The sequence below is a fragment of the Odoribacter splanchnicus DSM 20712 genome (assembly GCF_000190535.1).
In the GTDB taxonomy this organism is placed as follows: domain Bacteria; phylum Bacteroidota; class Bacteroidia; order Bacteroidales; family Marinifilaceae; genus Odoribacter; species Odoribacter splanchnicus.
In genome coordinates this window covers 2715059-2738911 of record NC_015160.1, presented here as the reverse complement: position 1 = coordinate 2738911, position 23853 = coordinate 2715059, and the positions used below count along the sequence as shown (strand labels likewise).

At 43.6% G+C, this 23853-nt stretch carries 20 protein-coding genes and 2 tRNA genes; 18 read left to right on the top strand and 4 right to left on the bottom strand.

All coding sequences use genetic code 11. From position 1 onward, the window contains the following. The first annotated feature begins 8 nt into the window (after positions 1 to 8). The 8 genes from ODOSP_RS11495 to ODOSP_RS19935 all read left to right on the top strand — a co-directional run bounded on the left by ODOSP_RS11495 (position 9) and on the right by ODOSP_RS19935 (position 12996). Complete coding sequence (locus ODOSP_RS11495; RefSeq protein WP_013612472.1) at positions 9 to 1367, top strand: RagB/SusD family nutrient uptake outer membrane protein; 1359 nt, start codon at positions 9 to 11, stop codon at positions 1365 to 1367. Between the two features lie 16 nt (positions 1368 to 1383). Beyond that, on the top strand, positions 1384 to 2187 hold the full coding sequence (locus ODOSP_RS11490) for a DUF4843 domain-containing protein (RefSeq protein ID WP_013612471.1): 804 nt from the start codon (positions 1384 to 1386) through the stop codon (positions 2185 to 2187). A gap of 12 nt (positions 2188 to 2199) precedes the next feature. Then, positions 2200 to 3741, top strand: coding sequence for a PKD-like family lipoprotein (locus tag ODOSP_RS11485; RefSeq protein WP_013612470.1), 1542 nt, complete (start codon positions 2200 to 2202; stop codon positions 3739 to 3741). Continuing rightward, a complete protein-coding gene (locus ODOSP_RS18835) occupies positions 3732 to 5075 on the top strand; it encodes a TlpA family protein disulfide reductase (RefSeq protein WP_013612469.1) in 1344 nt (447 codons plus the stop codon). The genes ODOSP_RS11485 and ODOSP_RS18835 overlap by 10 nt, the downstream gene beginning before the upstream one ends. 14 nt (positions 5076 to 5089) lie before the next feature. Beyond that, entirely contained in the window at positions 5090 to 7714 is a 2625-nt protein-coding gene (locus ODOSP_RS11475) for a S9 family peptidase (protein ID WP_228026243.1), read from the top strand. An 83-nt stretch (positions 7715 to 7797) separates the two neighbouring features. After that, entirely contained in the window at positions 7798 to 10524 is a 2727-nt protein-coding gene (locus ODOSP_RS11470; RefSeq protein ID WP_013612467.1) for a hypothetical protein, read from the top strand. A gap of 121 nt (positions 10525 to 10645) precedes the next feature. Continuing rightward, positions 10646 to 12214 carry a hypothetical protein gene (locus tag ODOSP_RS11465; protein ID WP_013612466.1) on the top strand — a complete coding sequence of 523 codons (1569 nt, stop codon included), beginning with the start codon at positions 10646 to 10648 and terminating at the stop codon, positions 12212 to 12214. Positions 12215 to 12831: 617 nt separating this feature from the next. Next, positions 12832 to 12996 carry a hypothetical protein gene (locus ODOSP_RS19935; RefSeq protein WP_157741844.1) on the top strand — a complete coding sequence of 55 codons (165 nt, stop codon included), beginning with the start codon at positions 12832 to 12834 and terminating at the stop codon, positions 12994 to 12996. Between the two features lie 102 nt (positions 12997 to 13098). On the opposite strand, the gene rsmI is transcribed toward ODOSP_RS19935, so the two are convergent. Then, positions 13099 to 13821, bottom strand: coding sequence for a 16S rRNA (cytidine(1402)-2'-O)-methyltransferase (gene rsmI, locus ODOSP_RS11460; RefSeq protein ID WP_013612465.1), 723 nt, complete (start codon positions 13819 to 13821; stop codon positions 13099 to 13101). A gap of 270 nt (positions 13822 to 14091) precedes the next feature. On the opposite strand from rsmI, the gene ODOSP_RS11455 reads away from it, so the two are divergent. The 9 genes from ODOSP_RS11455 (at position 14092) to ODOSP_RS11415 (ending at position 19648) form a co-directional block, all read left to right on the top strand. Beyond that, a tRNA-Glu gene (locus ODOSP_RS11455) sits at positions 14092 to 14163 on the top strand. 12 nt (positions 14164 to 14175) lie between these two features. Beyond that, positions 14176 to 14247 (top strand) — tRNA-Glu (locus ODOSP_RS11450). A gap of 31 nt (positions 14248 to 14278) precedes the next feature. After that, a complete protein-coding gene (gene rpsT / locus ODOSP_RS11445; protein WP_013612464.1) occupies positions 14279 to 14530 on the top strand; it encodes a 30S ribosomal protein S20 in 252 nt (83 codons plus the stop codon). A gap of 105 nt (positions 14531 to 14635) precedes the next feature. Beyond that, positions 14636 to 15352: a RadC family protein gene (gene radC, locus ODOSP_RS11440; RefSeq protein ID WP_013612463.1), complete on the top strand. Its 717-nt coding sequence runs from the start codon at positions 14636 to 14638 to the stop codon at positions 15350 to 15352. A 191-nt stretch (positions 15353 to 15543) separates the two neighbouring features. Further along, a complete protein-coding gene (gene grpE / locus ODOSP_RS11435) occupies positions 15544 to 16119 on the top strand; it encodes a nucleotide exchange factor GrpE (protein ID WP_013612462.1) in 576 nt (191 codons plus the stop codon). 97 nt (positions 16120 to 16216) lie between these two features. Beyond that, positions 16217 to 17365 (top strand): molecular chaperone DnaJ, encoded by a 1149-nt coding sequence (gene dnaJ, locus ODOSP_RS11430; RefSeq protein WP_013612461.1) that lies wholly within the window; start codon positions 16217 to 16219, stop codon positions 17363 to 17365. 22 nt (positions 17366 to 17387) lie between these two features. Further along, positions 17388 to 18344, top strand: coding sequence for a hydrogen peroxide-inducible genes activator (locus ODOSP_RS11425; protein ID WP_013612460.1), 957 nt, complete (start codon positions 17388 to 17390; stop codon positions 18342 to 18344). Positions 18345 to 18370: 26 nt separating this feature from the next. After that, positions 18371 to 18952: a D-sedoheptulose 7-phosphate isomerase gene (lpcA, locus tag ODOSP_RS11420; protein ID WP_013612459.1), complete on the top strand. Its 582-nt coding sequence runs from the start codon at positions 18371 to 18373 to the stop codon at positions 18950 to 18952. An 18-nt stretch (positions 18953 to 18970) separates the two neighbouring features. After that, complete coding sequence (locus tag ODOSP_RS11415) at positions 18971 to 19648, top strand: inorganic pyrophosphatase (RefSeq protein WP_013612458.1); 678 nt, start codon at positions 18971 to 18973, stop codon at positions 19646 to 19648. A gap of 19 nt (positions 19649 to 19667) precedes the next feature. On the opposite strand, the gene ODOSP_RS11410 is transcribed toward ODOSP_RS11415, so the two are convergent. From ODOSP_RS11410 to ODOSP_RS11400, 3 genes are read right to left on the bottom strand one after another with little or no spacing between them, the layout of a single operon-like run. Further along, positions 19668 to 21200 carry a YifB family Mg chelatase-like AAA ATPase gene (locus ODOSP_RS11410; protein WP_013612457.1) on the bottom strand — a complete coding sequence of 511 codons (1533 nt, stop codon included), beginning with the start codon at positions 21198 to 21200 and terminating at the stop codon, positions 19668 to 19670. A 44-nt stretch (positions 21201 to 21244) separates the two neighbouring features. After that, the gene (locus tag ODOSP_RS11405) at positions 21245 to 22072 is read right to left on the bottom strand and encodes a UDP-2,3-diacylglucosamine diphosphatase (RefSeq protein ID WP_013612456.1); all 828 of its coding nucleotides are present in this window, start codon (positions 22070 to 22072) and stop codon (positions 21245 to 21247) included. Positions 22073 to 22114: 42 nt separating this feature from the next. Beyond that, on the bottom strand, positions 22115 to 23272 hold the full coding sequence (locus ODOSP_RS11400; RefSeq protein ID WP_013612455.1) for a TlpA disulfide reductase family protein: 1158 nt from the start codon (positions 23270 to 23272) through the stop codon (positions 22115 to 22117). A 147-nt stretch (positions 23273 to 23419) separates the two neighbouring features. Between ODOSP_RS11400 and ODOSP_RS11395 the strand changes: the two genes are divergently transcribed. Beyond that, on the top strand, positions 23420 to 23848 hold the full coding sequence (locus ODOSP_RS11395; RefSeq protein WP_013612454.1) for a hypothetical protein: 429 nt from the start codon (positions 23420 to 23422) through the stop codon (positions 23846 to 23848). Positions 23849 to 23853 lie beyond the last annotated feature (5 nt).

The window sequence follows — 23853 nt, the reverse complement described above, 5'->3', positions numbered from 1 at the left end:
TCAGCAATATGAAAAGGACGATTTATTATATGATAATAGGCTACCTCCTCTTAGGAACCGGATGTAGCGATTGGTTGAGCGTCAATCCGAAAGATAAAGTCGAGCAAAAAGAGATGTTTTCGGATGAAAATGGTTTTAAGAATGCTTTGATCGGTAATTATATTATGTTGAAAGACAGCAAGCTGTATGGTAAAACGTTGACCATGGAGTTTTGTGAGAATCTGGCTCAGCATTGGAAGACGAATCCGCAGGCAATCGATGGGTATACCGCCGCTTATGATTATAAAAATACTGAAGTCGAAGAATTGATCGAAGAGATTTACGGAAAATTTTACAATACGATCGTCAACATCAATAATCTGCTCGATTATGTGGATAATGGGGTTTTGACTTCAGATATGCATGACCTGATCAAAGGAGAGGCATTGGCGATGAGGGCTTTCTGCCATCTGGATATTTTGCGGCTGTTCGGCCCGATACCGGGTGAACAGACAAAAGACAGGATATTGTCTTATGTACGTACGGTATCTAAAAATTATCATGAAGTAAATACCTGGGAAGAGTATGTGGGCTATCTGGAAAAAGATTTGAATGAGGCCGAAGGTCTGTTGAAAGAAGTGGAAGAAAAAGGGATGAACGATGAATTTTTCAGTTATCGGCAAAACCGCTTGAATTATTGGGCGGTGTTGGCATTGAAAGCCCGTTTTTACCTGTGGATTCAGGATAAACCCAAAGCAGCGGAGTACGCCGGTCGGGTTATTGCCAACAAAAATTTCAGATTGAATCAAGGGGGAGATTTTGCTGCAAAAGACAATATTGCTTCCCCGGAGCATCTTTTTTCTTTGCATGTCTATAATCTGAACGATATCGTTTCTGGGTATTTTTTAAATGCCGGTGGAGTACAACAGGATCAAAACAAGGTGAAAACCGATATTTTCGAGTCGGATGTTACCGATTTCCGCCCTCGTTATTTATGGAATGAGGTTACCGAAAAAGCGGGAACCCGCTATATTCTGGAGAAATATAAACAGGAAGGCATGCCTGATGCCGGTTTGCAAGAAGTGCCGTTGATCCGTTTGTACGAGATGTATTTGATCGCGATCGAATGTACCGATCAGGAAGCGAAGTATAAACCCTTGGTCGACGAGTTGGTCGTTGCCCGGAATATCTCTGTGATAAATGTTGCAACTGTCGACTTGAAAAATGCCTTTGTGGCTAAAGAATACCAGAAGGAATTTTACGGAGAAGGACAGCAGTTTTTCCAGACCAAACGCAGGGGCGATAAAACGATCCTTTGGACCGACATAGAAGGAAGCAAGGAAGTTTATGTTTTGCCTTTGCCGAAAAGTGAAATTAAGTTTGAATAATTAAAAGCTTGAACGTATGAAATTAAAATATTTATTGGGAATAGGGATGGCTTGCTTGATGATTTGTAGTTGTTCGGAAGAATATATGTCCTTCGAAGGAACAGATCGGATACAATTTAAGACAAAGGCCGAAGAGGTATACACTTTTGCTTATTATCCCGAAAGCAAACAGGAAGATACTGTACGAATCGAAATCATTTCGGTAGGAGAAGTGACGGATTTTCCCCGTACCGTCAGATTCGAGCAAGTGACCAAAGAATGGAAATATACGTATGATGAGGAAGATCCCAAAAAGGTGGTCGATTCCACTTATGTAGATATGGAATTTCCGGCAGTGGCAGGTGTACATTACAAATCTTTAGGCGAGAAAAATGAATTGATCCTGCCGGCAAATCAAAATGTGCTGAAGGTGAATGTGGTTGTAAAACGGGAAGATATCAGTTTGCAGAAAAATGCCCGGAAATTAGTATTGCGGCTATTGCCGTCCGATGATTTCGAAACCGGGGAGGTGAATAAACTGGTGAAGAGCATTACGATATCGGATAAACTGGAACGTCCTACCCGCTGGAGAGACAATGATTACTATTATCAAAGGTATTTAGGAAATTGGTCGGAGGCAAAACATCGTTTTATGATCGATGTCACCGGACAAAAATGGGACAATAATTTTCTGGCTTATATTATAAATAATTATGATACTTGGACGCTGAGGGATTATTATCTGGCTAAAATAAAAAAGGAATTAGCCGAATACAATGCAGATCCGAAAAACAATCCTCCTTTGAAAGATGAGAATGGTAAAGAAGTTGTTTTCCCTTAAAACGAATGAACTATGAGAACGGTATATTTATTTTTATTAGCCTTATTGTCTGTACTATGCTGGTCGTGTTATGACGATCAAGGCAATTATGATTATCACGAACTGAATCGGACCGCAGTATCCGGAATAGATCCCGTTTACCGCTGTGATTTGTTGAGCCGTTTGTCTATTCCTGTTGTCATCCAGTCGGAAGATAAGGACCGGACATATGATTATGTGTGGATGTATCATAAAAGTGAGGGATCGAAAAAGATCGATACTATTTCGCGGGAGAAAGATCTGGATTGGGTCGTTTGGGCAGGTCCGGGAGTTTATCGGCTTATTTTCGAATATAGCGATAAGCAGACCGGTGTTGTGAATTATATAGAATCCGAAATGATCATAGAATCGAAATATTTCAGGGGATGGTATGTGATGAAGCAAAATGGGGAGACGACCGATGTCGATTTCTTTTCTCCGGAATTACAGAATACCGGGCTGATACAGAAAAGTCGGGGAGAAGCACTGGCCGGCCGGCCTCGTTCTTTGGGTTATATCGGTGATTATGCCTATTTGGACGAAGAAAAGGAAGCGATGGTCAAGGATAACGCCTGTCTGATGGTTGTGTCGGAGAAAGAATTACAAGTGGTCCGGATTCTCGATCTGAAAATGGTTGGCGATTTCAATTCCCTCTTTTATGAGAAACAAAGTGTCGTTGCTCCCGGTAAATGGTTCGGTGGATCGGACGAAAACGGTTTGGTGAATGATGGAAAAGTATTTGCCATCGAAGTACGTGGTTCCCCTTTGGGAGCGGGTAAGTTCGCTTATGCGAAGGAGGGCGATTATGAATTGGCCCATCTGATGACGAAGAACGGAACTATGAGCCCCCTGTTTTTCGATACCAAGAGCAGTAAATTTTGTACCGTTGTCCGTAGAAATCCGAATTTGGTTTATTTGGATAGTGATGATCATTCTAAATTTCCTGAAGCTTATCCTGATCAGGAGCCGCTTTATGCCGGTTTTCTGGATGAGGGGATGTGGGAAGGTGGAAAAGGATACGTTGTCATGCAGAAAAAAGACGCGACCAAAGCTCGTTCTATTCTTCATTTCGATCTTAATTGTTTGGTGTCTTGGATGTCGGGTTTCCTCAAAAACAGAATTACAGCCATCGATAAGATTCCGCTGGAAAATGAGTTCACTCGAGCCGAATGCTTTGGGATGAACCGTACTTTCCAGATGCTGTATTTTTCTAAAGGCGATAAACTGTATTATTATGACCTGCAGAACAAACAGACGCAGGAAGTGAAAAGAGTGGGTGGACAACCCGCTGTGCCGGCAGGAGAAAAGATCGTTATGATCAAACATATTATCTTCGACAATAATTATGAGGCACCGGATGAGTACACGAATAAGTTGGTCGTTGCTACCGGAAACGGAAGTAGTTACAAACTTTACCTTTTCGATACTTCGGCGGATAAAGTAAAGGACAATCCGGAAGTTTACCAGGGTGAAGGAATGCCTTCGGAGGTAATGTATATGAGTTCGAAAATGGATAATGTATATTTATGTTATTGATAGATAGTCGAGTGTGGTTGCTATGGTTGTTCTGTTGTCTTCCGTGGGGAGGAATCAGGGCGGAGGAATTTGCCGTGATAAAGGGAAAGATCGAGGGAAAGATACCCGTAAAGGAAGTACGACTGATGACCGTAGAAAATGGGGTACCGGTAAAATATGCCGGTACCACTATTGCCGGTAACGGTAGTTTCGCTTTTATGTTCCAGCCGGCAGAGACTGGTTTTTATTACCTGTATGATGGAAATAATTATCACCGGATGTATATAAAAGCAGGAGATGAAATACAACTTCAGAGAATCGATGGGGTTTGGAAACAGATAGGTTGTGTCGGTGAAGAAAATCGTTTGTTGGCACACTGGACAGAAATGGAACGCCCTTTGAAAACACGTTCCAAAGCAGAAGCGTACGGTGCCTATTTCCCCCGCTTCGATTCGGTCCGGCAAGAGGTGGACCGGTGGCTGGAAAAAATAATTGTCCGGGATTCCCTTTTCCGGAAACAGTTGAAGGAAACGGTCGAATTTGATCTGTTGTATGATTTTGTTTCTTATATTGCTAAAAATCAACAATTTTATGAATCCGAAGAACGACAATCGGCCTATTATCGGCAGATCATCGGACATTTCCCTCTTGAAGATGAACGTATCCTGCAACAACCATACGGCATTCAGTTGCTTCGGAAATATTTTGCTTACAAAAGGAGTTTTGTTGTACGTCAGGGAGAATATTCGCTCGATGAGTGGTTGGCTGAAATCGGATCTCCGGTATTGAAAGCCGAATTTGTGTTGGCTGAAATAGATACCGCTAGTTTCGAGCGGTTTTGTGATTACGAAAAGAAGTATTTTTCTCTGATGCAAAATGAGGAACAGCGGCTGCGATTATGCCAGTATAAGGGACGTCCTCATTCCATACTACAAAAAGGAGAACGGGCTTCGAATTTTATCTTTCCCGATACTACCGGGCAATATCGTTCTATGGCCGATTTCCGGGGGAAATATAAGTTTATCGATCTTTGGGCGACCTGGTGTGCCCCCTGTAAAGCCGAAATTCCTTATTTACAAGAGCTGGAGGTTGAATTTCAGGGGGAAGAGATTGAATTTGTCAGTATCTCCATAGATGAAAACAGGAAAAAATGGAAAGAATATGTTCGGGAGCATCAGTTGGGAGGGGTGCAATTGTGGGCCGGTGATTGGAGTCGTCTTCCGGAAGAGTTACACGTCGGTTCTATACCCCGGTTTATTTTGATCGATAAAGAGGGTAATTGGGTAGATACCGAGGCACTCCGGCCTTCTAATCCTGCATTAAAGAAATTATTGAAGAATCTATTGAAAAAATGATTGGTTTGAAAAAAGTGATATTGACCTTCTTCGTCTGTCTGATAGGAGTGGGGGGGATGGAAAACGTATGGGCCGGTGATAAAACAGTTCGGGATTTTCATGAATTCGAGTTGTGGCACAAACTATTGCAATACGGGTTATCTCCATCCGGAGAATGGGCGATGTGGAGAATCCAGGCCGGAGAGACAACAGATACCTTGTTTGTGCGGAATATCGTGTCGGGCAAGGAGTATAAGTATAAAGAAACCTCGGCTCCTGAATTTTCCAAAGATTCCCGCTGGATCGTCTTTTCAGAACCGACGGGAGAAGACGTGGCTGCCGGTATTGCTTATCAGGTGAAACTGGTTTGCCTCGCTGATGGTGAAGAACAGATTTTCCGGGGAATAGAAAGTTTTACTTTTACCAGCGATAGTAAATGTTTGATTTTGAAAGGGAAAAATGCTGGGGATGCCGTAGAATTGAATCTTTATGATCTTGAAAAAAAACGGATAAAGAATATAGCCAATATACAGGAATATACGGTTGATCCAACGGGGAAATACCTGGCTTATACCCTAAAAGCTGAAAAGGGACTGAGCAATAGTCTGGAGGTATTGGAACTGAATGATTACCGTCTTCTGTTTTTAGAAAACGATAAAAACGGATATGAAAAATTGAAATGGACAGACCACGGGCTTCTGTTTATGAAAGTGTTGTCGGACAGTACAGGGCAGAAGCAAGGCAGGGAAATTCATGTCGTCCGGAATATCGGAAATAGGCAGCAGGTTTGCTGTTTTGCTGCAGAGGCCTGGGCCGATTTTCCGGCAAATATGAAAATCAGTGAATATTACACGCCCCAATGGTCTGCCGATGGGAAAAAGTTGTTTTTCGGTATCGCTCCGGAACGGTATCAAGGGGAATCCCGGGCGGAAGTTACAGCAGATGTCGATATCTGGCATTGGAAAGATCAGGAAATTCAGTCGCGTCAGAAAAACCGCTATTACCTGAATCGTAGCCGGACCTATTTGTGTGTATGGTGGCCGGAAGAAAAACGCTGGAGGCAGCTGGCCGATTCTTCCTTGTTCGATATAGCCGGTATCTCTGCCGACGGGGCATTTGTTTTAGCTGTCGACGATCGGCCCTATCGGCCCCATTACCGCGAACTTCATCGGGATATTTATGTGATACAGACGGAGACAGGAAAACGTACCCGCTTGTTGGAGAATACAATATTGTCGGCTTCTTTTTCCCGCGAAGGAAAGTATGTTTACTATTTTAAGAATAAAAACTGGTGGGCATACGATTTAGCGAAAGAAGAATATATCAATCTTACCGCTCAGGTAACTACTGGATTAAGCGATATATATTACGATGGCCCTATCGATATCGCTCCCTCCTTCGGTGTGGCCGGTTGGCTGAAAGAAGATAAGGCTTTTTGGTTTTATGACGAATATGATATCTGGAGTGTCGAGCCGGCTACGCTGAAATTGAAGCGGTTGACCCGAGGACGCGAAGACAAGATCACTTTCCGGAAATTTCAACGCGGAGTTTTGACTCCCGACCGTAACTTGCTGTTGAGAGCTACCGGTGATGACGGGGCTTCCGGAATTTATCGCTTCGATCCTAAAGGACATCATCGCCCTTTACTGTATGGGGCATTCAGTACGTTACGTTTGGAACAGTCGGCAGATAAAAAGATGAACTTGCTCGGATGGGCTGACAATATTACAGCTCCCGAATTATTCGTTTGTGATGAAAACCTGAATCGGCTTCAACAATTGACACATACGAATTTGCGTCCTTCCGGATTTATTTTCCGCAAGAGTGAATTGATCCGTTATAAAAATTCACAGGGTAAGGAGTTGAAAGGAGCATTGTTTTATCCGGTAAACTATCGGGAAGGTCAATCCTATCCGATGATCGTTCATATCTACGAGAGACTGTCCCAGCATTTAAACGATTTTGTTTTTCCTTCGGCATCGGATCTTTATAATACGATGAATTATGTGTTACAGGGCTATTTTGTTTTTCAGCCTGATATCACCTATGAGGTGAACCGGCCGGGCGAATCGGCAGTAGACTGTGTTACGGCTGCTGTTCGGCAAGTGTTGAAAAGAGAAGATATCGATCCTGCACGGTTGGGCTTGATCGGGCATAGCTGGGGTGCTTACCAGACGGCTTATATCATCACACAAACTCCGCTTTTTGCTGCTGCCGTGGCAGGAGCACCTCTGACAGATATGATAAGTATGTATAATAGTATTTATTGGGAAAGCGGACGTTCCAATCAAGAAATGTTCGAAACGGGACAGGCACGTTTCAGATTACCCTGGTGGCAAATCTCCCGGCAATATATTTGTAATTCCCCGGTATTTCAGGCAGAAAACATTCAGACGCCGCTATTGATGATCTTCGGAACTGAAGACCAGGCCGTCGATTGGAGTCAGGGACTGGAAATGTATATTACCATGCGCAGGCTTGGAAAACCTTGTATCCTATTGACCTATGAGGGCGAAGGACATACAATCGGTGGACAAATGAATACCTTGGATCAAACCGGGCGTGTCATGGATTATTTCGATTATTATCTGAAAAAAACGGTTGCGGCCGATTGGATATTGGAAGGACGAACTTACCTGAAAAAGAAAGGAGAAGAATAATTTTACCAGATCATGCCGGCAGTGCCGGCATTTTTTATTAATTTTGCTTTGAAATAGCTTGTTGTATACCGACGTTAAATTGTATGAAAAAAGGGATTCTATTATCATTATTGGCCGTTATCCTGCTTGCTGTCGTTGTTTGTGCCATTTGGTATATCAATGAAGAGGGGAAAATGCGTGCCGGTAGTAAAGATTCTTTTATCCCTTACAATTCGGCTGTCGTGGTGACGGTTAATGCCGGGGCTGAGTTAGCACCTGAGATCCGGCAGGCTTTTGCGGCCGATTTGAAAGTGTTTCGCCGGAAGTTGTTGGTCCGGATAACCGATACTTTACAACAACAAGGGCTGGTGAAGGCACATCCTTACGTTGTGGCAGCCCGGGTGGAAGGCAAGAGCGACGTGGCTTTCCTCTATGTGATGGATAATAAAGATGTCATTTCCCGGGGAGAAGTAACCGATTTCCTGAACCGGACTTTTGCTGCCGGAGGGGAGAAGGTACGGAAATACGACCGGCATAAAATATATACTTTAAAACAAGGGAAAGAGATCGCTTATTTTGCTGTTTGCGGCGGTATTATCTTGTTGTCGGATTCGGACCTGTATATCGAAGACGGACTGAAACAATTCGACCTCGAAGAAGCCGGGGAAGGAGTCAAACCCCATTATCAGAATCTGAATAAATATTTTTCAGCCGGTGCCGGTATAAATATTCTGTTGAATACCGGAGCTTTTACAGAGTTGATGCCTTTGTATATCCAGGTTAAAAAGGTTTTTCCCCATGTCGATATTACCCGTTTTTTCAAATGGGGAGCTTTGGACGGAGATTTCAGCGGACAGGGGATTTGTCTGAACGGATTTATGAACTATAGTGGACTGGATGGTTCGTACATCGCTACATTGGAAAAACAACAGGCCCGGGAAGCGAATATCGACGGGGTACTGCCTTCCGGTCTGCTCTCGTTAGGATTGCTGAACCTGAGTAATCCTGCGGCTTACTTTGCTGCTTTGGACAATTACCGCTATACGGTAGGACAAAAAGAAAATATCTTCAGGCGAAAGCAGCAGTTCGTTAAGATGTTCGGAAAAGGACGCGAAGAAGAGTTGCGCGATTTGTTGCAGGGAGAGTTTGCTGTTGTAGATCTGGCCTATAATGAAGCGACCCGCGAAAGGGATGGGCTTATCGTAGCCAGTCTTAAATCGGGTAGCCTGTGTAAAGTGGTGTTGGAGAAAATGATGAAGGAATATGCCCGTTTCGATAATCAGTCTTCAGAAAACTATTTAAAAGAATATAACCTCGATCGGGAAAAAACTTTCCGTTACTATCTTTTCCCGGCTGATGATCTGGCTGCCGTTTATTGGGGATATATTTTTGAAGGGATAAAATGCCGTTGCGTGTTGGTGGAGGATAACTACCTGATTTTTGCTTCCTCCGAGAGTGCGGTAAAGAGTTTTGCCCGCGATTATGTGCATGGGAGCGTCATCCGCGATGCCGAATGGTATCGGCATCTGAAAACCCGTTTGGCCGGAAAATACAATATGGCTTATTTTGCCCGTACGGCTGAGGTTTTACCTTTTTATACCTCTTTGACTCAGGGAAGTTGGCAGCAATTCCTGACTCGACGTCAAAAGGAACTGTCTGTATTTTCTACCTGGGCCTGGCAGTGGTCCAACGAGGGAGATATGCTCTATACCACTCTTTTTCTGAGTACAGCCGAGATAAAGGATGAAATTCGTCCGCATGTATTGTGGCAGACTAAATTGGATGGGAAAGTGAGTATGAAGCCCGTTCCCGTGACCAATCATGTGACGGGTGAGAAGGAATTGTTCGTGCAGGACGATCGCCATACCGTTTATCTGATCAACGATGTGGGGCGTGTGCTTTGGAAACTTCCTCTCGGGCAGCAGATCAATAGCGAAGTATATCAGATCGATCTCTTCAAGAACGGGAAATTACAATACCTGTTTTCTACTCCCGACAAGATGTACCTGATCGACCGCAACGGTAATGCAGCGGGGCGTTTCCCCGTCGCTTTCAAAGGAAAGTGCGAGCAGGGAATATCCGTGTACGATTACGATAATAACCGTAACTACCGCATCTTTGTTCCTTGTGAAAACCGGGAAGTATATCTGTACGGTTTGGATGGAAAACCGGTAGAAGGCTGGAATCCCCAAAAGACCGATAAACCGGTCGTTTCGAAAGTACAGCATTTCAGGGTGGCCGACAAAGATTATATCGTCTTTGCCGATCGGTATCGTTTTTATATATTGGACCGTAAAGGCAAAGAGAGAGTGAGAGTTTCTTCCGTATTCGATCTGAAACCTCATACCGATGTCTATTTAACCCGTAAAGGCGGACAACCGGTTCTGGTATTTGCTGGTAAGGGAGGACAGGTACATGTGGTGAATTTTTCCGGTCAGACAGAGACTTCCCGGGTAGAAGGATTGTCCGATCGGTTTGAAATGAATATAGTGGATTGGGATGGAAATGGGAACGGGGATGTTTTGTTTACCGATGGGAACCGGGTATTGGTCACCCGTTTGGATGGAACGCCGCTTTTCGAGAAGAAAATGGAGGCTAAAACTTTAGGTTTCCCTTATGTATACCGTTTCTCTGCTAAAGACGTGCGTGTCGGCTTGACCGATCCGGAACAAAACCACTTGTTTTTGTTATCGGCTGATGGAAAGCTGTCCAAAGGATTTCCCATTACCGGCGATTCGCCTTTTTCAATCGTCTTTTTAGGAAATGACGGATTTTTCTTGTTTGCCGGAACCGGAAACAATACGATCCTGAAATATAAGGTGCAACGATGACTTGAAGACGTTTAAAGTGAATGATTTAGAAAATAGATAAATTGCAAAAAATAGTTTTTCTAAAAATTTGATTTTCCAAAAAATTAACACAATTTTGCACTATTGTGTAAATGTTATATTTATGATGAAATTTTGTTTGAATTGGGGTGGTGCGGCTTTGTTGTCTATGCTGCTTTTGTGTACTTCTTGTGGTGATGCCGATCTTTTCGATACCGATAAATGGACCAATGAAATAGAAGGCTGGGAGCCGGGTGTTTCCTTAAAAGTGCTTCAGGGGTCTTTTACTCTTTGGGATTTAATCAATCAGGGCGATGACGATGTGGTCGTAAAAGAAGGAAATGATCTGATCATTCAATATACCGAAGAAGGTATTTATCATATCGATATCGGTCAGGTCTTCGATATGCCTGCTGAAGATTTGGAATTCAGCTATTCATACACGATACCCGGTATGGTATCGGGAGTTCATTTAGTATTGGACCATCCGTTAGAAATTGAATTTCAGACTTCAACCACTTTAAAAGAAGTGCCTGATGGATGTGAACTGAAAAAAATCCAGGCTTCTGCCCATTTTGTGTTACCGGAAATAGGATATCCTTATGAGATCGAGGCTACATTCCCCGATATTGAGATGAACGGTGAGATTCTGCATATTAGGAAGTCTGTACCTGCTACCGGATCGGAGTCTATCGATTTAAACGATTTTATACTCACCCTCGATGCAGAGAAAAAGGTCGATTTAGAAGTAAATATTGTCATTCCGGCGGGAACTGAGGTGACGAATCCTGCCTTGGATTTGATATTTGGCTTGAATAATCTCAAATTCAAAAAAGCAGAAGGGAAAATCACGGTCGATCCGATCGCTATCGACCCGGATAAATTTAATATGGATATCGACTTTTTGGATGAAATCGGGGGTAAGTTTAAGTTCACCAAGCCTGAACTGAATATTATTCTCCGTAACAAAGGTATCGGTGTCCCGATGAGTGTCGATGCTACTTTCTATGGACAAAACGCAGAAGGAGATACGTTAACGCTGAAATTAGAAGAAGGAAAAGAGTTGCTCACTTTAGGGAATAAGTCGAATATCGTGCTTTCCGATACTTTAGGGTTGAATAAGGATAATTCCAATATTGTAGACTTCCTGTCTTTGCCACCGACAGGCGATATATCCTATCAAGGTACGGTGACGGTAAATCCGCAAGGAGACGAGGATAATGTGATTTACAGCGACGGTGAAATCGATCTGGATGCTTATGTCCGGATACCTTTCGCATTGAGTGCCGAAGGACTCAATTACAAAGACACGCTGAACGATATTGATATCGACCCCAAGTATGCGGATAAGATCAAAGAAGGTGTAATTACGATTACTGCTGTCAATGGACTTCCATTGAATCTCCGGATTCCGACCCTGGTGCTGTTGGGAGAAAATGGCGAGAAATTGGAAAGCCTTACCGCTGTGAAAGGGCGGGATATTATTCAGGCTGCCAACGGTAAGGAGAGTGTGCTGGAATTTAATCTGACTCAGGCACAAGCTAAAAAATTAGGACAAACAGAAAATATCCTTTTGGAAGTGAAAGCTTCGACAACAAATAATCAAGAAGTGGTTGTTGCTGCAGATGCGAAATTATCGTTCGACCTGAAACTGGTCGCAAAAGCCGTGATCACCGATCTGGACGATTTTTAACATATTCGGGTAAAGAGTCGGAATAAAAAACAATAGAGGTTACAAGGATTTCAAGGGTTCATTTACCTTTTGGCCTTGTAACCTTTTTGTCTTAAGAATATACACTCAATTAATTTATACCTAGGTTTAATTTTTTTTCTTTCTATTCCGATTTCGGATTTTATACCGTCAGGCCGGTTCGCCTGGAACGGTCCGGTAAGGCTTTCGTTGATTTCATCGGTTCTTCTCCTGCTCGGAAAAACAAAAGATTTTGTTTTTCTCTCGCTTATTCGAAGAACTCACTGACCGGCGGAACTCCTCACTTCGTTCGTCAAACACCACCGGTCGGGCGTTCGGAAAACCTAACCGGACACTCGTTCCTGTTCCAATGGTTTTCCGCCACAAAACCCTCCATCTTCCGTTTGCACTACAGACCAAAGAAAGGAGAAGGAAAATATTATAAGCTTGAAAAACAGGTGGAATACGGATACCTAGGCTATTTGACCGGATTTTCTTATTATTTACAAAATACTGATTTCTAAATTAATTCGTAATCTTAATGTAAGGAATCGGAAAACGGCTGTTTCGTAGAAGTTCATGTTTTTTAGGTCACAGTTTGTTTCCCATGTAGTGATAACGTGAGTCGAAGGTGTTCGTGTTCGGGAACTATTGGAGCTCTGTCGAGTGTCGTCTTGCTTTTTCTGAACGTCCGATTTAAAGTAACGGGAGCCGCCGGCAGTGATGAGGAAATCGTAGCCGAATTGAGCCAGATGATCGAGATGGCCCGGAAAACATCCGATTAAGAGAGGAATATTCAGGAAATAGATAGCACTACTGATGACGTGTATTATTTTGCTTCATTCAGCTTGATAGTACACGTCATTTATTTACCTGAACCTTTCTTGTTACTCTTCCTCTTCGATTTCGATGTGTAATCCTTCCTCTTCTGCCAGGTTATAGTCTTTACCGGCGACGATCAGCACAATCTCTCCTTTCACGCCGTTTTGTTTATACCAGCCGGCCAGTTCTTCGAGAGTCCCTCTTTTGAATTCTTCGAACATTTTACTGATTTCCCGGGCCACACAAGCATGACGGGTCGGGCCGAATACCTCTGCCATTTGTTCCAGGGCTTTTACCAGACGGAACGGGGATTCATAAAAAATCATAGTTCTGTTTTCCTCTGCTAAGGCACTCAACTTCTTTTGCCGGCCTTTTTTCTGGGGCAGAAATCCTTCAAAACAGAAACGGTCGCAAGGAAATCCTGAATTGACCAGGGCCGGAACGAAAGCAGTCGCTCCCGGCAAGCATTCCGTGGCTATTCCCCGTTCTACGCAGGTACGGGTGAGCAGGAAGCCTGGGTCGGAAATTCCCGGAGTACCGGCATCACTGATCAGGGCTATATTCTCTCCTCTTTCCAGTCTTTCCGCTATCCGGTCTACTTGCTGGTGTTCGTTGAATTTATGATGAGAAAGCAGGGGAGTGGTGATCTCATAATGCTTCAATAGCTTGGCACTGGTACGCGTGTCTTCTGCTAAAACCAGGTCCACTTCTTTCAATAAACGAAGTGCACGTAATGTGATATCTTCCATATTCCCTACGGGAGTAGGAATTAAATATAATTTACCCATGACTGGTTATACTTATTGGTTTCCAATTTATATTGCATACAAAGGTAATGATTCGCTTGGGAAATGGAATATAATTGAGATTCCAGTTTGAATTTTAGTCGGGCTTTACATCGGTAAGTACAAACTGTTTTTTTATTTTACATTTTCTTGTCCTATTTTGCTAAATAATAGAAGGTTAGATAAAATGTTGAGGATTTTGAGAAAAAAAAAGATATTTTTTTTGCCAGGAAATAAATTTGCCGTATATTTGCATCCGCTAAGCAAAACTATGGTCTGTTCGTCTAGGGGTTAGGACGCAAGATTTTCATTCTTGTAACACGGGTTCGATTCCCGTACAGACTACGAAAGACATAAGGTCTGTTCGTCTAGGGGTTAGGACGCAAGATTTTCATTCTTGTAACACGGGTTCGATTCCCGTACAGACTACTTGAAAAGTTGAATTTTTATATTTGTAGAGATGGCAAATCATAAATCATCAGAAAAAAGAATCAGACAGACTGCAACTAAAAGAGAACATAATCGGTATTATGCTAAAACGACCCGTAATGCGGTGAAAAAATTACGTATGGTAACTGATCGTGCTGTAGCAGTTGAATTACTGCCGAAAGTAGTTGCTATGCTGGATAAATTGGCAAAGAAAAATATTATCCATGATAATAAAGCTGCCAATTTGAAATCTAAATTGGCTTTGCACGTCAATAAACTGTAATTCGTTTATTCTCTAAACCGATATACAGGAGATGAGTAAAACTCATCTCCTTTCTTTGTTATCTCCCATATTTTTCGTAAATTGTTTATCTAAAACTTTTGCGTTATGGGTGATCAGTATCTACCGATGAATTCCTGGGCTGCTGATGAACTGCCTAGGGAAAAATTGCTTACAAAGGGTGTTGCTGCGCTTTCGGTCAGTGAGTTGTTCGCTATTTTGCTTCGTTCCGGTGTCGGAGGAGAGACAGCTTTGGAGTTGGCCCGGCGAATCCTCGCCGATAATAACAACGACTTGAACCAATTGGCCAGACGCTCGGTCAGGGAGTTGATAAATAAGTATAAAGGGGTAGGCATGGCTAAGGCCACTGCTATTGTTGCAGCGATAGAGATCGGACGGCGTCGGCGGCCCGAGACCAAAAGAATGAAATCGGTGATCCGCTTTAGCAGGGAGGCTTATCGGTATATCCGCTCTTTTATCGAAGACTTGGATCATGAAGAATTTTGGGTCATCTATCTGACACATTCCAACCAGGTGAAAGGATGTGAATGCTTATCGTCGGGAGGAATGGACGGAACGGTGATCGATGTCAGATTACTTTTCCGGGGGGCTTTAGACATGAAAGCCACTTATATCGTTATTGCCCATAATCATCCGGGAGGCTCTTTGGTCCCTAGCACATACGACGAGCTGATTACCCGAAAAATCTATGAGGGAGGACAACTGCTCGATATTAAGCTCTATGACCACATTATCGTCGGAGAAAATGCCTATTACAGTTTTGCCGATGAAGGCAAATTGAACTTTTCCAGGAAAAAACAATAAACAGACCGGTTTGGGTGCCACATTGTCAGCAAAAACTGCCGCATTAACAGAATGACAACCACGCCTGTCAGCGGTTTGGTATTGGCAAAGTTTTTGCTTAGTTTTGCTTTAGCAATTTTTATAGTATCCGGGGATACTCTATTTGCGTAATACTTGTTGATAAGATAGTGTAAATAATTAAAATAAACGCCATGTCTAAAGATGTAAAGGATACTGAAGCACAGGAAGAATTGAAAGATAAAGTAAACGCCGGGGATGTAAAAGAAGAGAAAGAAACCAAAGAAAAACACGCCAAAGCGAAAAAAGAAGATAAAGACCAGAAAATAGAAGAACTGGGACAAAAATTGTCTGAAATAAATGATAAATACCTGCGTTTGTCGGCTGAATTCGATAACTATCGTAAACGTACCCTTAAAGAAAGAATGGAATTGACGAAGAACGCAGGAGAACAAATTCTGGAAAAAATCCTGCCTGTTATGGACAATTTCGAAAGAGCTCTGAAAAGTATGGAAACGGCCGAAGATGTGCCGGCTTTACGCGAAGGAGTTGAATTGATCTATGCCAACTTCAGGGATTTCTTATCTCAGCAGGGAGTGAAAGAAATGGAATGCCTGCATACCGATTTCGATCCTGAATTGCAGGAAGCGGTAACGAAGATTCCGGCTCCTGCCGAAGAGTTGAAAGGAAAAGTCGTCGATTGCATTCAGAAAGGATATACCTTACATGATAAAGTAATCCGTTTTCCTAAAGTAGTTGTCGGTGAATAATAAATCCACGATTGGAACAGAAGGTGTGTCTGGAAATTCGGATTTTGGATTACAGCGGTAACCCCAAATCCGGAACCTATAATCAAATATAAAAGTAATGGCTGAAAAAAGAGATTATTACGAAGTGTTGGGGGTGGCTAAAAATGCTGAAGCGGCCGAGATAAAAAAAGCTTATCGGAAGCTCGCTTTACAATATCATCCTGACAGAAACCCGGGAGATAAAGAAGCAGAGGAAAAATTTAAAGAAGCGGCAGAGGCTTATGATGTATTGAGTAATGAAGAAAAGCGCCGTCGCTATGATCAGTTCGGACATGCCGGAATGGGGGCAGGAGCCGGAGGTTTCGGCGGGGCAGGAATGAGTATGGACGACATCTTCGCACATTTCGGAGATATTTTCGGTAGTTTCGGTGGCTTCGGTGGTTTTGGAGGCGGAGGACGTTCAGCCAGACGGGTAAATCGGGGAACCAACCTGAGAGTGAAAGTGAAGATGACCCTGGAGGAAGTGGCTACAGGCGTAGAAAAGAAAATCAAAGTAAAGAAATATGTTGCTGATACCCACTGCCACGGTACCGGAGCAAAAGACGGTAACTCTTTTTCCACCTGTTCCACTTGTCATGGTACCGGACAGATCACCCGGGTACAGAATACCATCCTGGGTGCCATGCAAACGACATCTACTTGTCCCACTTGTGAAGGAGAAGGCAAGATAATCAATGAGAAATGTTCCCATTGTAACGGAGAAGGTGTTCAGCTTTCCGAAGAAGTGATCACCTTGAATATCCCGGCCGGAGTGGCTGATGGCATGCAGTTGTCTTTGAGTGGAAAAGGAAATGCTGCCCGTCGGGGAGGAGTAAACGGTGATCTCATCATATTGATCGAAGAAATCGAACATCCCGAGTTGGTGCGCGATGGAAACGATCTGTTATATAATACCTTCATCGGTTTCCCCGAAGCTGTATTGGGCGATTCCGTCGAAATCCCGACACTCGAGGGGAAAGTAAAAGTGAAGATAGAACCCGGTACACAACCCGGAAAAATCCTGCGCTTGAAAGGGAAAGGAATTCCCGACATCAATGGGTATGGTAAAGGAGATTTGTTGGTCAAAGTGAATGTCTGGATTCCCAAAAATCTTTCTAAAGAGGATAAAAAAACTATGGAGGATTTGAAAGAACGTAGCTTCTTGAAACCGTCCAATGTCGAAAATAAAAAAGGATTTTTCCGCAAGGTAAAAGACTTTTTCGAATAAAAATCTCAAATACACGACCTGAATGATCACACTGACCCAGCTGGAATATATCGTTGCTATCGATGAATATCGTCATTTTGCTACAGCTGCAGAAAAATGTTTCGTAACCCAGCCCACTTTAAGCATGCAGATAAAAAAGCTTGAAGATGAGCTGGGAGTCATCATTTTCGACCGTTCGAGACAACCTGTCGTACCGACCGATCTCGGGGCAAAATTAATCGAACAGGCACGTATGACCTTATCCGCTACGCAACGGATAAAAGAGATCATTCAGGAAGAACAGCAAGAGGTCGAGGGAACACTGAAAATCGGAATCATACCGACACTGGCTCCTTACCTGTTACCGGTTTTCATCGGGCCCTATATCCGCAAATATCCGGCAGTAAAAGTCGAGGTCGAAGAATTGGTCTCCGAAGAGATCATTCGCCGGCTGAAACGTGATATGCTCGATGTCGGCTTATTCGTTACCCCTTACCACGACGAAAAAATTGTCGAGCGTCCCGTATTCTACGAAGAGATGTTGGTATATGCACATCCTGATAGCGAATTGCTGAAGAAAAAAGAAGTCGGGCATGAAGATATCGTTACCTCTGACATTTGGATGCTGGGAAATGGCCACTGTTTCCGTAATCAGGTCGTCAACCTTTGTGAAATGTCTGCGAGCCAGCATAAGAATCTGCCTTTCGAGTTCGAAAGTAATTCCCTCGAAACGCTGATGCGGATTGTAGATGTGGAAGGAGGCTTCACTTTGATTCCTGAACTGGCCTTGCAATATATGTCGCCCGAAAAAAAGAAACAGGTCAGGTCTATTGCCAATACGAAGCCTCTGCGCGAAGTAAGTGTCATTTATTCCCGGCATTTCACCAAACAACGTTTGATAACTTTGCTTTGTGATGAGATTAAATCCGTAGTTCCTGCGCATATGTTGAAGCGGGATAGGGGAATGATCGTCGAGTGGAAAGTAGAAAAAAATGAATAATATTAAAATAGAGGGGAAAGGAAATTATGGATCTGATCAAAAATAGTTTTTTAGAAGCACAGCAGGTGCTGGAAGCTTTTATTTCCGATGAGAAAAATCTCGGACAAGTAAAAAATGCCGGAGATCTGCTGGTAGATATGTTCCGGCAAGGGGGAAAAGTGTTTAGTTGTGGCAATGGAGGGTCCTTGTGTGATGCCATGCATTTTGCCGAAGAACTCACGGGACGTTTCCGTCATGAGCGGGCTGCCCTGCCGGCCATTGCAATTGCCGATCCTTCCCATTTCACCTGTGTATCGAACGATATGAGTTTCGACTCGGTTTTCTCGAAATACCTCGAGGCTTTGGGTAATCGGGGAGATGTGCTCTTAGCGATCAGTACTTCCGGTAACTCTTCCAATATACTACAGGCCATCGACACTGCTCATGTCAAAGGAATGAAGGTGATCGGGCTGACAGGAAAGACAGGAGGAGAAATGAAAGAAAAATGTGATATAACTATCGTAGTACCCTGGAATAAGTATAGCGATCGTATTCAGGAAATACACATCAAAATCATTCATATTTTGATTGAATATATCGAACAAGCATTATTTAACACCAATAAATAAATTTAACACAAAAGTAATATGGGTAATAAGATTAACGACCCGATAGCTCGTCTGATGGGATTGAGATATAAATCACATCCTTGGCATGGTTTGGAAGTAGGTGACGATGCTCCGGAAGTGGTTACTGCATTTATAGAAATGGTACCTACAGATACAGTAAAGTATGAATTGGACAAAGTCAGCGGATACATCAAGATCGACCGTCCTCAGAAGTATTCGAATGTGGTACCGGCTCTCTATGGCTTTATCCCGCAAAGTTATTGCGGTGGTTTGGTCGCCGAATATGCGATGCAGCAAACGCAGCGGACAGATATTCAGGGCGACTGTGACCCCTTGGATATTTGTGTATTGACAGAAAGAACTATCTCGCATGGAGATATCATTGCCCGGGTACGTCCGATCGGTGGCTTCCGGATGCTCGACGGTAATGAGGCAGACGATAAAATCATTGCTGTGTTGAAACACGACGCTACGTACAACGTATATAATGATATTTCCGAATTACCGCACATTGTCGTCGACCGTTTGAAACACTATTTCCTCACCTATAAAGATATGCCGGGTGAAGAAGGCCAGCGTAAGGTCGAGATTACTCATGTTTATGGCAGGGAAGAAGCTTATGAAGTGATTCGCCGGTCTCTGGAAGACTATAAAAACCATTTCGAAGGTTTGGAGGATATTTTGAGCCGGGTGTGATTTACGGCTTGCTCCTTCCTTAACTCCCCCACGATTCCCGGTCCAGGCTTCGGTATTGAATAGCCTCCGCTATATGTTGCGGCAGGATATGGTCCGAACTTGCCAGGTCGGCAATTGTCCGGGAGAGTTTGATAATCCGGTCATAAGCCCGTGCAGAAAGTCCGAATTTCTGCATCGCCATTTTTAATAAAGAAAGGCATTGTTTATCCAACGGACAAAAGCGTTTCAGCAGAGGCGGGGACATTTGGGCATTACAGTAGATACCCGGATAATCTTTAAAACGCTCCGTTTGAATGTTGCGGGCAGTGATCACCCTTGCCCGGACTACGCTACTAGGGTCGGCTTCTTGTATTCCGGCAATTTTTTCCAGTTCTACCGGGACAACCTCGATATGCATATCGATCCGGTCAAGCAGAGGACCCGAAATTTTGGATAGATAATGCTGGATCGCACTTCCCGAACAGGTACACTCTTTAGTCGGATGGTTATAATAACCACAGGGACAAGGATTCATGGAAGCGATCAGCATAAAATTGGCCGGATAATCGACACTGTAGCGGGCCCGGCTGATGGTAATTTTCCGGTCTTCCAGGGGCTGGCGCATAACTTCTAAGACATTGCGCTGAAATTCAGTGAGCTCGTCCAGGAAAAGAACTCCGTTCGTAGCGAGAGAGATTTCACCGGGACGAGGGAAAGATCCTCCGCCGATCAGGGCTATCGGAGAGATTGTATGATGGGGTGAACGGAAAGGCCGGGTCGTAATCAGCGAACAATTCCGGGATAGTTTTCCCGCGACGGAATGAATTTTTGTGGTTTCCAGCGACTCTTCGACAGTCATCGGAGGGAGTATTCCCGGTAAACGCCTCGCAAGCATCGTCTTCCCCGAGCCGGGTGCTCCTACCATCAGAAGATTGTGAGCACCGGCAGCTGCAATTTCCAAAGCCCGTTTGACGGTTTCCTGCCCTTTCACATCTTTAAAATCATAAAGAAGATCGTTGGTTACTTCCGATAGGGTCGGATCGAAGGTGAACGGTTCTGCCTGCTGTTTGCCGTTCAGAAAATCGGTGACTTCCCGGATATGGGAGAAACCATAGACGTGTATACCTTCGACTACAGCAGCTTCGTTTGCATTTTCCAACGGCACGATAATGCTTTTGAAACCCTCGCTCCTGGCATTGATAGCGATAGGAAGTACCCCTTTTACCGCCACCAAACTTCCGTCGAGTGATAATTCTCCCAACATCATAAAATTCTCCAGCCCTTCGGGCGAGAGTTGTTCGTTGGCAGCCAGAATACCGATACAGAGTGGGAGATCATAAGCAGAGCCTTCCTTTTTGACATCGGCAGGAGCCATATTGATGATTACCCGCTTGCCCGGAATCCGGGAACCGATCTCCCGCAGGGCCGAATCGATCCGTTGCTGACTTTCTTTTACCGCATTGTCCGGTAAGCCCACAATGATAAATTTAGCACCGTTCAGGATGTTAACTTCCAGCGTAATGGTTGTGGCCTCGATTCCATTGACGGCACCACTAAATATCTTCACTAACATGACACCGCAGATTTAAGATTAAGTGTATGTAAGTTAAGATAATTTTACAATAAATCAAAGTGAAAATCCTGATTTTTATCTTCGGTCTCGAGCACTACTTCCCGACCGTCGAAACTGGCGAAACTATAATAGGTGATCCAGTCCCCTGTGTTGATATAGCGGCTGCTTGGCGAAAGAGTAAAATCGATAGGCAGATGCCGGTGTCCGAAAATGAAATAATCGAAATGTTGTCCTTGCAGCACTTCCCGGCAAAAACGAACGATCTCTTCTTTTTCCGCTCCCCGGAATGCATCGGCTTCGATTTTGCCGTTTTCCAGACGGGAATGCGACGACCATTTCCGCGCAATCAGGATTCCGATATCCGGATGTAGCCATCTGAAACACCGTTGTAAAAAACGGTTGTGAAAAATACGGTAGAGGAATAGATATCCTTTATCCTGTGGGTTCAGTGCATCTCCGTGTCCGATCAGGAAACGCTTACCGGCTATCCTGAAAATTTCATTGTGAGTATGTAGGATCACGCCGCATTCTTCCGGGAGATAACCGAATGCCCAGATATCGTGATTACCCGTAAAGAAATGTACAGGTATGCCCTGGTCCGTAAACTCGCATATCTTGGCCAGAAAGCGGACATGCCCTTTGGGTACTGCCCGCTTGTATTCGAACCAGAAATCGAAGATATCCCCGAGCAGGAACAACTCGCCACAATCCGGACGGATGGTGTCGAGCCAACGGATCAGGCGGTTTTCCCGTTCCCGGTCATTATCCAATACAGGAGCACCCAGATGGACATCGGAAACGAAATAAACCTTTTTTCCAGCCTGGAGCCGGAGGGTATGCTCTGTATGGGGGATTCGCTCACTGATTTTCATCGATTCTGCCTCTTTCTCGCTCTTGGGGTGAGTAATTTTAAATTATTTTAAAAGGTCGTTCAAACGGTCTTCCAGGCGTTGGCCTGCCAGATTTTTCCCGACAATTTCAAATTTAGGGTTGATAATATAATTGGCAGGTACACGTTGTATGTTCCACATCTGAGCAGCACGGCTTTTCAAACCATCCGGATCCCAGACACAAATCCAATTGATATCCAACTGTTTTACGAGACTTTGCCAGGCAAGTTTGTTCGGATCCAGACAAACCTGATAAATCTGAACTCCCCGGTTTTTAAATTTGTTGTAGATCTTTTTCATTTCTTGAATATAGCCGACTCCGTCTTTGCTGTTCAAGACAGTAAAATCGAGCAATATATATTTCCCTTTCAGCGAACTAAGGGCAATGGTGTCCCCCTGTGCATTCGGAAGATGGATTTCCGGCAGTGATCCTTCGCTGTTGTTGATCAATTGTTTTATTTTCATGTTTTGGATCGCCTTGTTGATTTGGTCCAAATGATTCAGGATCGCTTTCGTATATTGCGATTCCGGATACATCGCTTTCATCGAAGAGGCGACGACTTTATAAGAATGCAAATCGTTATCCGGATTCAGGATGAAATTATCCTGATCGAATTTCTGATACAAGGCATAATAGGAAGCCGGCGAAATGGCATGCTTCAGGATAAAATCCTTCGAAAAGTTAATTTGTTTGTTCACGATCGAATCCCAGGCGGCTGCAATTTTTTGACGTTCGCTGGTCGCTTCGGCAGGAAGGGCGGCAAAGCTTTTCTTCAGTGAATCCATCATGACATGAGTATTGTTCAGTTGAAAATTCAGCAGCTTTACCCAAAGGGAATTTTCAGATCCGTCTACCCAGTAATTCTGGGAAAGTCCGTTCAACGTTCCGCTCAATTCGATATGATCTTCCGGTTCAGCAATGAAAGTAATAAATTCCTTCGGACCGATTTTTACATTATAGAAAGTGGGGAGGGATGTTGCTGTTTTAAAGGTGAAATGTCCGTACCGGTCGGTTTTTGTCGAGTCGATGATGACAGCTTGATCGACATTTAACTGCTCCAGGTACACTTTTTGATTTTCGGCTTCCTTGATCCCTCCGGTAATTTTAACATTATTTTTACTTGTACAGGCAGCCAATGCAAGTAATACAAATACAGACGACCGTATATTTTTTCTCAACATGATGAAAAAGGTTAGTTATTACTAGATTTTAATCGTACGAAAATACAATTTTTTTCGGCTAGGACAAAAGGAATCTATTAGTTAAAATTCTGTCAAGAATTATTTCTTTCTGTTGCTTTCTAAAGGAAAAGAATATATTTGCAAACGATGTTGAAATTGGGCAAACAGATATTGCATACGTTAGTGCTGCTTATTACCGGGATGGCATTGATTGGAGTGAATGTAACTCAGTCGGGTTGTATTCATTCGGACCGCACATATCTCGAAGTCAGAGTCCTGCCTGCAGAGAACACATGTCCTTGCGAAGAGGAATGTGGCTGTTGTCAGGGGGAACGGCAATTTTGCAAAGATTGTTGTCATGCTTCTTCCCGTCATGATTTTTATAAAGTGACCGATTCTTCATTGGTAGAGCGGGGTTTACAAATGCAACTTTCCGTATTTACCTTACCTGAATGCGGTTGGGAGATGACGATACAGATTCTTGCTGTGCGGGACGGAAAGGATGGCTTTGCTTTTTACCGGAAGTTTCCCGGGATTCCGCCCTCGCTGGAATCGTTGTGTACTTTCCTTTGTTAAAACCT

Excerpts from the sequence above, each read along its gene's own strand:
- ODOSP_RS11495 (WP_013612472.1), top strand. The coding sequence starts at position 9 with ATGAAAAGGACGATTTATTATATGATAATAGGCTACCTCCTCTTAGGA.
- ODOSP_RS11490 (WP_013612471.1), top strand. The coding sequence starts at position 1,384 with ATGAAATTAAAATATTTATTGGGAATAGGGATGGCTTGCTTGATGATT.
- ODOSP_RS11485 (WP_013612470.1), top strand. The coding sequence starts at position 2,200 with ATGAGAACGGTATATTTATTTTTATTAGCCTTATTGTCTGTACTATGC.
- ODOSP_RS18835 (WP_013612469.1), top strand. The coding sequence starts at position 3,732 with ATGTTATTGATAGATAGTCGAGTGTGGTTGCTATGGTTGTTCTGTTGT.
- ODOSP_RS11470 (WP_013612467.1), top strand. The coding sequence starts at position 7,798 with ATGAAAAAAGGGATTCTATTATCATTATTGGCCGTTATCCTGCTTGCT.
- ODOSP_RS11465 (WP_013612466.1), top strand. The coding sequence starts at position 10,646 with ATGATGAAATTTTGTTTGAATTGGGGTGGTGCGGCTTTGTTGTCTATG.
- rsmI (WP_013612465.1), bottom strand. The coding sequence starts at position 13,821 with ATGGGTAAATTATATTTAATTCCTACTCCCGTAGGGAATATGGAAGAT.
- rpsT (WP_013612464.1), top strand. The coding sequence starts at position 14,279 with ATGGCAAATCATAAATCATCAGAAAAAAGAATCAGACAGACTGCAACT.
- radC (WP_013612463.1), top strand. The coding sequence starts at position 14,636 with ATGGGTGATCAGTATCTACCGATGAATTCCTGGGCTGCTGATGAACTG.
- grpE (WP_013612462.1), top strand. The coding sequence starts at position 15,544 with ATGTCTAAAGATGTAAAGGATACTGAAGCACAGGAAGAATTGAAAGAT.
- dnaJ (WP_013612461.1), top strand. The coding sequence starts at position 16,217 with ATGGCTGAAAAAAGAGATTATTACGAAGTGTTGGGGGTGGCTAAAAAT.
- ODOSP_RS11425 (WP_013612460.1), top strand. The coding sequence starts at position 17,388 with ATGATCACACTGACCCAGCTGGAATATATCGTTGCTATCGATGAATAT.
- lpcA (WP_013612459.1), top strand. The coding sequence starts at position 18,371 with ATGGATCTGATCAAAAATAGTTTTTTAGAAGCACAGCAGGTGCTGGAA.
- ODOSP_RS11415 (WP_013612458.1), top strand. The coding sequence starts at position 18,971 with ATGGGTAATAAGATTAACGACCCGATAGCTCGTCTGATGGGATTGAGA.
- ODOSP_RS11410 (WP_013612457.1), bottom strand. The coding sequence starts at position 21,200 with ATGTTAGTGAAGATATTTAGTGGTGCCGTCAATGGAATCGAGGCCACA.
- ODOSP_RS11405 (WP_013612456.1), bottom strand. The coding sequence starts at position 22,072 with ATGAAAATCAGTGAGCGAATCCCCCATACAGAGCATACCCTCCGGCTC.
- ODOSP_RS11400 (WP_013612455.1), bottom strand. The coding sequence starts at position 23,272 with ATGTTGAGAAAAAATATACGGTCGTCTGTATTTGTATTACTTGCATTG.
- ODOSP_RS11395 (WP_013612454.1), top strand. The coding sequence starts at position 23,420 with ATGTTGAAATTGGGCAAACAGATATTGCATACGTTAGTGCTGCTTATT.